At 34.6% G+C, this 1,180-nt stretch carries 1 protein-coding gene; it reads right to left on the reverse strand.

Annotated features, from left to right (window positions below):
- Positions 1 to 26 precede the first annotated feature (26 nt).
- Positions 27 to 1,093 (reverse strand): ISKra4 family transposase gene (locus QUA43_RS30710; protein ID WP_333379547.1). Its coding sequence is split into 2 segments (ribosomal slippage): positions 27 to 925 and positions 925 to 1,093, totalling 1,068 coding nucleotides; the frame shifts between segments, so codons are not numbered across the junction.
- Positions 1,094 to 1,180 lie beyond the last annotated feature (87 nt).

Below are 1,180 nucleotides of genomic sequence, written 5' to 3' on the forward strand. Positions count from 1 at the left end.
GGGTGCATCTCACTTTGGCAAATACATCAAATTGAAAGTTGACCGTTGAGATAGGCACAGCGAAGAGCAAGGATAGAGGAAACGTTCTCAATATTCCATTGCGCTCCCGATATTTTCACCCTTAATCCAATGCGTTTAATTATTGATTCAACTGTTCCCGAACCTATCGAGCTTATGGATTCTTCTTTGTAGTATTGGTAATTAACTATTCGGCAGCGATGGGTCTCTAAATAATTGCAAAACGTTTTAAATGCTTGACCTTTAAAGTCTTTAAATAAATTTATAACTTCATCAACTTTGCCTTGCCACAACATAGTTTCTGCTAATTTTAATCGTTTTATTGAACCCCCTACCTTGTAGAGATTTTCTTTCAGATGATACCAATCTAAGATTTCTTGTCTTTGTTCATTGTCTCCAATTTCTTTAAATATGTTCCAAATTCCAGCATGACCATCTCCTAAACAATACATAGGGTGTAGTAATTTTTGGGTATTAGTCCAATCAATTAAATCTTGATTATTTTGAAAAAATGCTCCCGAATAAACATTATCTAAACATACGGCTTTGTAGTCTTTCCAGTAACAGCTCTCGCCCTTGGTTTCGTTGCGTAGTCTAACTTTACCGCCATCTAATGTAATTTCTTTGACTCCTTGTTTAGATGTAGGCAATTCAAATTCTTGTCTCTTGACTAATATGAGTAATGTACTGTGAGAAATTTTGATTCCCGTAAATTTCTCCAAATCTTTTTCTGCCATTTGATAAGATTCATTGGCACTTATTAAAAGACAACAATTTTCCATGAGTGGACTAAATTGACTGTAAGCTTTTAAGTCAAAATATTTTGCCTGATTATCTGTAATGTCGAGCGAGCCGATTATTGATTTTATTTTTCGGGGTTTTCCTGTTTGAATTCCTGATACTGCTGAAAAAAAAAGCTACCTAGTTCTGGACCAACTTCTGATAATATTTTATGGCGCAGGGATTTTTCTATACTTTCAAAACTTTTTAACTCGGTTGGATCTGTATTTCTGTAAAAAATTTCTGCTACCGCTTTTAAGTGGGCTTTTAGCTGTTGTTGGTCTGAGGGTGTCATTTTCTTTACCTCATTTTTATTTAACGATTTTACTAGCTTTTTCATTTTAACCCTTTTTTGACATATTCGCAAAAGTGAGATGCACCC

Origin of the sequence: Microcoleus sp. N9_B4 (assembly GCF_036701635.1) — a bacterium.
In the GTDB taxonomy this organism is placed as follows: Bacteria; Cyanobacteriota; Cyanobacteriia; order Cyanobacteriales; family Microcoleaceae; genus Microcoleus.